The organism is Desulfosarcina sp. (assembly GCF_046496365.1).
Taxonomy (GTDB): Bacteria; Desulfobacterota; Desulfobacteria; order Desulfobacterales; family Desulfosarcinaceae; genus Desulfosarcina.
Genome location: NZ_JAWOHB010000210.1, coordinates 1 through 9,066, shown reverse-complemented (window position 1 = coordinate 9,066; position 9,066 = coordinate 1). Strand labels below are relative to the sequence as shown.

Below are 9,066 nucleotides of genomic sequence, written 5' to 3'. Positions count from 1 at the left end.
TCGCGGCCAAGGAGATCATGGGAAAGCGCATCGGCTTCTACTCGCTCGCCATGCTCCTGATGGCCGGTTTGACCGGTATGGTCGTCACCGGCGACCTTTTCAATCTTTATGTTTTCCTTGAGATCAGCGCCCTGGCGAGTTATGCCCTAGTTGCCATCGGGGACCGCCGTGCGCCCCTCTCCGCTTTCCGCTACTTGACCCTGGGAACCATCGGCGCCAGCTTCTATTTGACCGGATTGGCCTTCGTTTACATGAGTACCGGCTCCTTGAACATGGCCGATGTGGCGCAGCTGTTGCTGGCCGTGGAGAAAACACCGCCGGTACTGGTAGGGTTTTGCCTGATGGTGCTCGGCATGGGGCTAAAGATGGCGCTGTTCCCCATGCATACTTGGTTGGCCGACGCTTACACCCACGCATCCTCGGCGGCAACGGCGCTGATCGCGCCCCTGGGCACCAAGGTGGCCGCCTATGTGCTCATCCGCCTCTTGTTCTTTGTGGCCGATCCCAACCTGATGCGGGTCGAGACCCCCTTGACCACAGTGATCGGGCTGTTGGGTGCAGCTGGCCTGATCTGGGGCTCGGTCCTGGCCGTATGCCAGAAAGAGCTTAAACGCATGCTGGCCTGCAGCTCGATTGCTCAGGTGGGCTACATCGCGCTGGGCATAGGTCTATCCTCCCCGCTGGGGTTCATCGGTGCGGTGCTGCATGCCCTTAACCACGCGTGCATGAAGGCCTGTCTTTTTTGCATCAGCGGCAACATGCGCTTGCGTTTGGGCCACAGCAACATCCCGCGATTTATGGACACTCTCCGTGCTTCCATGCCCGTTAGCGCCGCTTGCTTTGCCCTATCCGCCATGTCCATGATCGGGCTGCCCCCCACCGCGGGGTTCTTCAGCAAGTGGTACCTAATCATGGGCTCCCTCGAACAGGCCAACTGGTTTTTTGTGCTTGTTCTCGTTTTGAGCAGCCTCCTTAACGCCGTTTATTTTTTTCGGGTGCTCGAACGCATCTACCTCAAACCCCAGGCCGTACCTGCTGGGCCTATCGAGGGGGAGGCCGAGGAACAAGAGCCGGTCGGGCAGGGAGAAGCTCCGTTGGCGATGATTTTGCCCACCCTCGTGCTGGCCGTTGCGCTACTGGTCCTGGGAGTGGGCAACGCTTGGATCGTGAGCCGTCTGATCCTGCCCATGATCCCTGCCGGACTCTGAGAGAGGCACGCGATGATGGCCCAGACTTACAGCTCACTCGTACCGTTTCTCGCAGTCTTGGCCTCGTTGCTCGCCGTTCCTCTCATCGTAGCCTCCGGCCGGCGGCCCAACCTGCGAGAGCTTTGGACGCTCGCCGCCGCCTGCATCAAATTCCTGCTGGTGTTGAGCCTGCTGCCCGATGTGCTTGCCGGCCGAGTGGCCGAGACCCGCATCCTCCTTATCTCCCCGGGCATTGAGCTGATGCTGCGGGCCGACCCGGTGGGCATCTTTTTTGCGCTGGTGTCTTCAGGACTTTGGATCCTGACTTCGTTTTACTCGATCGGCTACGTAAGAGGCAGCCACGAGGCCAAGCAGACACGATATTTTGCATGCTTCGCGGTGTGCCTCTCGGCCACGATCGGGATCGCCTTTTCGGCGAACCTCCTCACCTTCGTCATCTTTTACGAGATGCTCACCATTGCCACTTACCCTCTGGTGATTCACAAAGAGAGTGTTGAGGCCCTTCGCTCGGGCCGTCAGTATCTGACCTACGCGCTTTCCGCGGGGCTCCTGCTGGTCATTGCAACTGCGTGGACCGTTCAGATGACCGGTACAATGGAGTTTACCCCCGGGGGGTTTCTCCTCGACGGGCCGATTGAGGGTGCCTCAGCCAAACTGCTGTTCCTGATGTTTATGGCTGGGGTGGGCGTGAAGGCGGCCATCATGCCGCTTCACAGCTGGCTGCCCGCGGCCATGGTCGCCCCCACGCCGGTTTCGGCGTTGCTGCACGCCGTGGCTGTTGTCAAGTCCGGGGTTTTCGGGGTCATCCGGATCGTCGGCTTTGTTTTTGGGCCGCAGGCCATGCGAACTTTCAGCCTGGACGTGATTCTGGCTGCTTTTGCCGGCGTCACCATCATCACGGCTTCCTTTATTGCCTTGAAGCAAGACAACCTGAAAATGCGGCTGGCCTATTCGACCGTTTCCCACCTTTCCTACATTGTGCTTGGCGTGGCGCTGATCACCCCGGACGGCTTCACCGGTGCGCTGCTGCACCTGGCCAACCACGCCACCACAAAGATTGTCCTGTTCTTTTGCGCCGGGGCCATCTACGTCAATTTGCACAAAACCGAGATCTCTCAACTGGATGGAATCGGAAAGGTCATGCCCTGGAGCATGGCCGCCTTCACCATCGGCTCACTGGGCTTGGCCGGGGTCCCCCCCATCAATGCCTTCTTCAGCAAATGGTACCTTTGCCGCGGCGCTTTGCAGGCCGATCAACTTTTCATTCTGGGGATCTTCCTGGTCAGCGGACTGCTTAACGCCGCCTACTTTTTTCCCATCGTGCATCGGGCTTTTTTCAGGCAGGGAGGGAAGGATCTGGACCATCACGGCGAGGCGTCGCCCCTTATGGTGGTACCCATCTGCATGGTCGCAGCTCTTTCAATTCTGCTGGGATTGCAACCCAACCTGCTGTTCAACTTCTTTGAGCTGGCGGCCGGCGCCTCCCAAAGCGTCTTTCACCTGCCCCCAATCCTTTCCGCTTTTGGAGGCCTGCAATGAGAGCCTGGCATTGGATTGCTGTTGCTCTGCTGACCGTGGCCACCCTTATCGGCCAATTCATGGAATCACGCTATTGGTGGGAAGCCGTCCCCGGATTTTTCGCCGCGTTCGGCCTTGTCGGGTGCTGGCTGATCATTTTCGGAGCCAAGGCCCTTGGAGGCCGGCTGGTCTCCAAGAAGACCGATTATTACGAAAAATTCGCTCAGAAAGAGGAGGCCAGCCCCGATGCCCACCATTGAGGTGCCTCCTGTTTTCGTAATGTGGTTGGGGCTGCTCATTCTGCCCCTGCTGCCGCAAAAGATGCGCCCGGCCGCGTTCTTGGCCTTTCCTTTATCCGCCCTATTCCTTGTGCTGACCATTGCCGTGGGCACGGTCAGGACCATGCCCTTCGCTCACTATGAACTGGTGGTGTTGCAGGTGACCCAGTTGAACCGGGTCTTCGGGATCATCTTTGCCCTGATTGCGCTCTTGGGCGGGATCTACTCCCTGCACCTACGTGAAACCGGCCAGCAATCCGCGGCGCTGCTTTACGCCGGGGGTGCCTTGGGCGTGACCTTCTGCGGCGACTTTTTCACCCTTCTCGTTTGCTGGGAGGTGATGGCCGCAGGCTCCACCTACCTGATCTGGGCCAGCCGGAGCAAAGAGGCGCAAGACGCCGGCATGCGCTATCTGCTCTACCACCTGCTGGGCGGCGGTTTGCTCCTGGGCGGCATCGTTGTCCACGTCCAGGCCACCGGCTCACTGCTGTTGACCGCATTCATCCCAGGGGAATCCCTTGCGGCCTGGTTGATCCTTGCCGGCGTGGTCGTCAATGCGGCCATGGTCCCGTTCCACACATGGCTGCCGGACAGCTATCCCAAGGCCACGGTCACGGGGGCGGTGTTTCTCAGCGCCTTTACCACCAAGACTGCGGTCTACGTTTTAGCCGCCCTGTTTCCGGGATGGCCCATCCTGCTGACCATGGGCGTGGTCATGGCTCTGTACGGCGTCACTTACGCCTTCTTGGCCAACGACATCCGTGAAATTTTAGGATATCATATCATCAGCCAGGTGGGGTACATGGTGGCGGGCATCGGCATCGGCACGGAGCTGGCCCTCAACGGCGCCGCTGCTCACGCTTACAGCCACATCCTGTACAAAGCCTTGCTGTTCATGGCAACCGGTGCCGTGCTGCACGCCACGGGTACCAGCAAACTGCACCAATTGGGAGCCCTGGCCCCACGGATGCGCTGGGTCCTGGTGTTTTACATGGTCGCTGCCTTTTCCATCTCCGGCGTGCCGCTTTTCAACGGCTTCATCAGCAAGTCCATCATCGTCGCTGCCGCCGGAGACAGCCATTACTACCTGGCCAAATTCCTGTTGATTCTGGCCTCTGTCGGTACCTTCCTGTCGGTGGGCATCAAACTGCCCTATTACACTTGGTTCCACGAAAAAAAGGTGGAGTATCAATTAAAGCCCATTCCCAAGGGCATGATGACCGCCATGGCCGCCACGTCCCTCTTGTGCTTCTTATACGGCATCCTGCCTGATTATCTTTATAGGCAGCTGCCCTATGCGATGGACTACCGTCCCTTTTCCATCCGCTACCTGGTGGAGGCCACCCAGATAGTGATTTTCACCTTCCTGGGGTTCTGGGCGGTGCGGGCCAAGCTGGCACCCAAGAACCATCTCTCTCTTGACACAGATTGGTTCTTTCGCGCTTCGGCCCCGCTCTTCCGACGGGTCTTCGTGGGCTGGGTGAACACTTTTTTCGCTGCCGCCGAGCGCCGGGCCTTCGACCTGGCCCATGGCGTCTCCACTCTGTCGGCTAATCCGATCCAGGTATTGCGCTCCCTGCATTCTCCCACCCGGGATTTCGACCCCGATCTCGACCGCCCGGCCCTGGGCGTAACCATCGTCTTGACCCTTCTAACCTTGGTCATCGTCGCGGCCTGGAGCCTGCTGGCTTGATTTTTTTCCTTTCCATCGTCGAACCGATTCCATAATTGGAAGTGGTCAAGGTTGAATGTCGATCGTCGGATAAATGCCCTGTCGAGGACCGAAAGGGTAGGCTTGGATGATGTTGTAGGAGACGTTCTGGGATTTCTGGCCGTGGCCTCTGCGCCCCGTTCCGTCGAAATAGGCGCCGTTTGCCTCCAGAATGTGTTCGATCCGGTTTCGGAACGAAGCGACGAACCGCGGTCCGCTGCCGCGGAACTCCATCCGGCCGATGTTCAGGCCGCTCGTGGTTTTTTCCAGATCCTGCAGCGCGAGGCTGTGGGTTGCAAGCTCGTCCGGCGTGGAGATATAGCCCCAGACAAGCTGACCGGCCGGGATCGAGAGCGGCGCTTCTACGTCGATGATGGTGTGGGGCATGATGACCGTGCCTCTGCCGATGGCGAGAGGAGTGTCGGGGGCTCCACGCACCAGAGAATTGAAACCGACAAACGCTTTTTCTTCAAGCACGGCATTGATGATTTTGGCGCCATGGGCCGTGACGTTGTTGCCCGCCAGCTTTGAGTTGATGATAAAGCAGTTCTCTTGGGCGTTCGTTCCGTTTCCTAAAGCCGAATTTTCGATGTAGGCCCGCTGGGCCACCAGGACGTTTTCGCCGATGTGGGTTTCCGGTTTGATGACCGCATAGCGGCTGGCGGAGGAGCTCTCCGGGACGGAGGTGGAAGGGTCGAGGTTGACGACATCGAAGACTTTGCGGAAGTCTGGTTTACGAGACTCTATAAAGTCCATGAAAAGCCCCCGCGGCGGGTTGCCCGCAGTGAACTGGACATAGCGCTCCAGCACCGCCTCCGGGAACTGGTATTTGAAATCGAAGTTGTTGTAATGATTGATCCAAACTTGTCCGGGCTCGATTTTTTGATGCCACAACTCGCCTGCCTGAACATAGGCATAGGAGCCTAAAACACAGCCGTGGAGAGCGGTCAGGTCTGCGGTTGAGAACGCTCCCAGGAAGCTTCCCTCCATCGGGGCGCCATGGATGTTGGCGTAGTGGCAGGCCGCGGAGTTTCTGATGTGGTAGATTTCGGGATTTTCAGGATCATGGGAACGATTGTGGACAAGGGTCTTGATCAGGAAGCTGTCCGCAATCCAGATGAGCTCATCCTGGTCGAGGGTCAGCTTGAAATTGCGGTGTTGGAAGGCGTCGCCCTTGCATTTGAGCTCATCGCCGCGGATATCGCTCTTGTAAAGTATGGCGTTTTCCACCCGGCATTTGCCAAGAAAATAACTGCCGGCCAGATTCGAGTTGCTGAAATGGAAATGGATCGGGTGGTGGGCGGAGACCGCATAAAATCCATAGAACTTAAGCAGCTGTGGAAGCGGGATGCATTCCCGCAGGTAGGGCCCGGCATCGAAATCGAAGCTTCTTAGATTGAGGTTGAGTCTCCGGATGATTCGCTCGAGAAGGTTTTCAAGTTTTTGCATCGTCGCCCTCCGCAGCGCAGCTCAGCCGCTTCAAATAGTGAGTTTTCCACAGTTTCCCCCAAAAAATGTATTGACACGAATTTAAATTCATATTAAAACTGACTGATCAATCAGTCAAGGATTATTTTCAATGTCGAAAAAAGAGGAGATACTCCGGGCAGCGGCTTATCTGTTTGCCACCAAGGGCTTCAAGGAGGCTTCGATGGCAGAGGTCGCCGCCATGACTGCGACGGCCGGCAGCAATATCTTTTATCACTTCAAAACCAAGGAGGATATTTTCCTGGCTGTCTTGAAAACCATCCGAGACGACATGCTCACGCAAATGGAACATCTGCTCAGCGGCCAGCAGTTCACCGGCGGAATGAGCATGATCGAACATCTGGTGGCCTCCTATCTCGGTATGGCGAAGAGCAACCCGCACTGGTTCATGCTGCTTCACCGGAGCTATCCCCATGAGCTGGCGGCCGTGAATCCCTCCTGCCGTGAAAGCCTGGCGGCCATTTACGAAGGCTTCATCGACCTGTTCGAGAGGGCGATTCGTGCGGGGCAGGAGGATGGGTCCGTCACGAAAGGTTCAGCCCGCAAAAAAGCCATGGTGGTGTTTGCCATGGCAGACGGCGTGGTGCGGTTCGACACGCATCATCTGTATGAGGCCGGCGCGCTGTACGATGAGTTGATGACCTCATGTCGGCGCATGCTGAAACCGGGCGCATGAAAACCTGAGGAGAACAACGTGCTGGAAAAAGTTTTTCCATTTTTGAAGTGGTTCCGGGGCTACTCGGCTGCCGGTCTGCGATCGGATTTGATCTCCGGGTTGACCGTCGCATTGGTGCTCATACCTCAATCCATGGCCTATGCTCAGCTGGCAGGGCTTCCGCCCTACTATGGGCTCTACGCTGCGTTTCTGCCGCCGATGATCGCGGCGTTGTTCGGCTCCAGCCGGCAGCTGGCAACCGGCCCGGTCGCCGTGGTGTCGCTGATGACCTTCGCTTCGCTGGCGCCCCTGGCGACGGCCGGCAGCGAACGGTTCATCGGTTACGCCATCGCGCTGGCCTTGATGGTGGGGGTGGTGCAGCTGGCGCTGGGGCTGTTGCGGCTGGGACTGGTCGTAAACTTTTTATCTCACCCGGTGGTAAACGGGTTCACCAACGCTGCTGCCATCATTATCGCCACCTCGCAGCTTTCCAAGATGTTCGGGGTTCACGTGGATACGGCCGAACACCATTATGAAACCATCATCCGGGTGGTTCAGGCCGCCTTCCGGTTTACCCACTGGCCGACCCTTCTTTTGGGTGCGCTGGCCTTTGCCATTATGGTCACCCTAAAGCGCATCGCGCCACGGGTGCCCAACGTCTTGGTTGCCGTGGTCCTCACCACCGCAATCTCCTGGGCGGTCGGATACCAGCACAATGCCGTAGTCAAATTGACCGATGTCCAGAGCCCCAAAATACATGAGCTGGTCAAGCGCTTCAACGACACCCTTGAGGATATCTCCCGGCTGGGAGAAGAACGTCTGCAGGCGGCGCAGGGCCTCGAGAAAGCCAAGGCCTCCGGAGAGAGCGTGGCCGTACTCAATGCGGTGCATGATGTGGAGGTTCTCTCGCTGACAATCGAACTGCGTAAAGACAAGGCCCACCTCCACCGGGAAGCGCTGCGGGCGATGATCCTCAAAGGTATCCCTCAGGCCGCCGGCGGAACTCTGTTCTACCCATCAGCCGAAGCCCCTCAGGGAACGGCGGATGACGGCTACCGGTGGCGCATCCACGTGGGCAATAACCCCGTCAACGCCGAAAGCCTCCGGCTCACCGGAGGAGGAGACGTGGTGGGGGTTGTGCCCAAGGGGTTGCCGGCCTTTACACTCCCCAAGATCGACCTGGCGTTGATGTTGCATCTTTTGCCCTATGCCGCTATCATCTCGTTCCTGGGGTTTATGGAAGCCATCTCCATCGCCAAAGCCATGGCAGGGAAAACCGGTCAGCGGCTGGATCCCAACCAAGAGCTTATCGGGCAGGGATTGGCCAACCTGATCGGCGCCTTCGGCAAGAGCTATCCCGTTTCCGGGTCGTTTTCGCGCTCGGCCGTGAATCTTCAGGCCGGAGCGGTCAGTGGCCTCTCCAGTGTGTTTACCAGCCTGATTGTGGTGATCATGCTGCTGTTCCTGACCCCGCTGCTCTATCACCTGCCCCAGTCGGTGCTGGCAGCGGTGATCATGATGGCCGTTATCGGCCTGATCAACGTTCATGGGTTTGTCCATGCCTGGAAGGCGAAACGCACGGACGGGATCATTTCGATCATCGCGTTCGTCTGCACGCTGATCTTTGCGCCCCACTTAGACAAGGGCATCCTGGTGGGCGTCGTGCTTTCGCTGCTGGTGTTCCTGTACAAGGTCATGCGGCCCACCTTCGCGGTGCTGGCGCGCCATGAAGACCAAGCCTTTCGCTGTGCTGAAACCCATGGCCTCCGAGAATGTGACTACATCTCCTTGATCCGATTTGACGCACCCCTGTTTTTTGCCAATGCCAGTTTTTTGGAAGACCAGGTCACGGAGCGGATGCGGGCCAAGAAACATCTGAAGCACATCGTCATTGCCGCCAACGGAATCAACGATATGGATGCCTCCGGCGAAGAGACCCTGTCGTTGCTGGTCGACCGGATTCGCAGTGCCGGGCTGGATGTTTCGCTCAGCGGCGTGAACGAGTCGGTCATGAGAGTGATGAAACGGACGCACCTGGACGCCAAGATCGGTCAGGATCACCTTTACCCGACGATGCAACAGGCCATCGAAGCGATTCACCCGGCTACACACCGGAACGCCTCGGAACAGCAATGTCCGCTGACGACCGTTTGCTATCTGCCGCGGTAACTCAACCGGAAAGAGGTGCAGCATGCCCATCATCAGCGT

General features: G+C 58.1%; 7 protein-coding genes. 6 read left to right on the top strand and 1 reads right to left on the bottom strand.

Annotated elements, in window-relative coordinates; translation table 11 throughout:
* The 4 genes from R6V78_RS20475 to R6V78_RS20460 all read left to right on the top strand — a co-directional run.
* Nucleotides 1-1,208, top strand: a 1,208-nt coding sequence (locus tag R6V78_RS20475; protein ID WP_410291252.1) for a complex I subunit 5 family protein, incomplete at its 5' end; no start/stop codon positions are given.
* Between the two features lie 15 nt (nucleotides 1,209-1,223).
* Complete coding sequence (locus R6V78_RS20470) at nucleotides 1,224-2,747, top strand: monovalent cation/H+ antiporter subunit D family protein (RefSeq protein ID WP_410291251.1); 1,524 nt, start codon at nucleotides 1,224-1,226, stop codon at nucleotides 2,745-2,747.
* Nucleotides 2,744-2,986: a hypothetical protein gene (locus R6V78_RS20465; protein ID WP_410291250.1), complete on the top strand. Its 243-nt coding sequence runs from the start codon at nucleotides 2,744-2,746 to the stop codon at nucleotides 2,984-2,986. The genes R6V78_RS20470 and R6V78_RS20465 overlap by 4 nt, the downstream gene beginning before the upstream one ends.
* Nucleotides 2,973-4,697, top strand: a complete 1,725-nt coding sequence (locus tag R6V78_RS20460; RefSeq protein ID WP_410291249.1) for a Na(+)/H(+) antiporter subunit D — start codon at nucleotides 2,973-2,975, stop codon at nucleotides 4,695-4,697. Before R6V78_RS20465 ends, R6V78_RS20460 begins: the two co-directional genes overlap by 14 nt.
* A gap of 45 nt (nucleotides 4,698-4,742) precedes the next feature.
* Here the strand turns inward: R6V78_RS20460 and R6V78_RS20455 are convergent, their stop codons facing one another.
* On the bottom strand, nucleotides 4,743-6,164 hold the full coding sequence (locus tag R6V78_RS20455; protein WP_410291248.1) for a transferase: 1,422 nt from the start codon (nucleotides 6,162-6,164) through the stop codon (nucleotides 4,743-4,745).
* A 130-nt stretch (nucleotides 6,165-6,294) separates the two neighbouring features.
* On the opposite strand from R6V78_RS20455, the gene R6V78_RS20450 reads away from it, so the two are divergent.
* Together R6V78_RS20450 and R6V78_RS20445 are read left to right on the top strand one after the other, a co-directional pair.
* Nucleotides 6,295-6,879 (top strand): TetR/AcrR family transcriptional regulator, encoded by a 585-nt coding sequence (locus R6V78_RS20450; RefSeq protein WP_410291247.1) that lies wholly within the window; start codon nucleotides 6,295-6,297, stop codon nucleotides 6,877-6,879.
* A gap of 18 nt (nucleotides 6,880-6,897) precedes the next feature.
* Complete coding sequence (locus R6V78_RS20445) at nucleotides 6,898-9,027, top strand: SulP family inorganic anion transporter (protein WP_410291246.1); 2,130 nt, start codon at nucleotides 6,898-6,900, stop codon at nucleotides 9,025-9,027.
* Nucleotides 9,028-9,066: the final 39 nt, after the last annotated feature.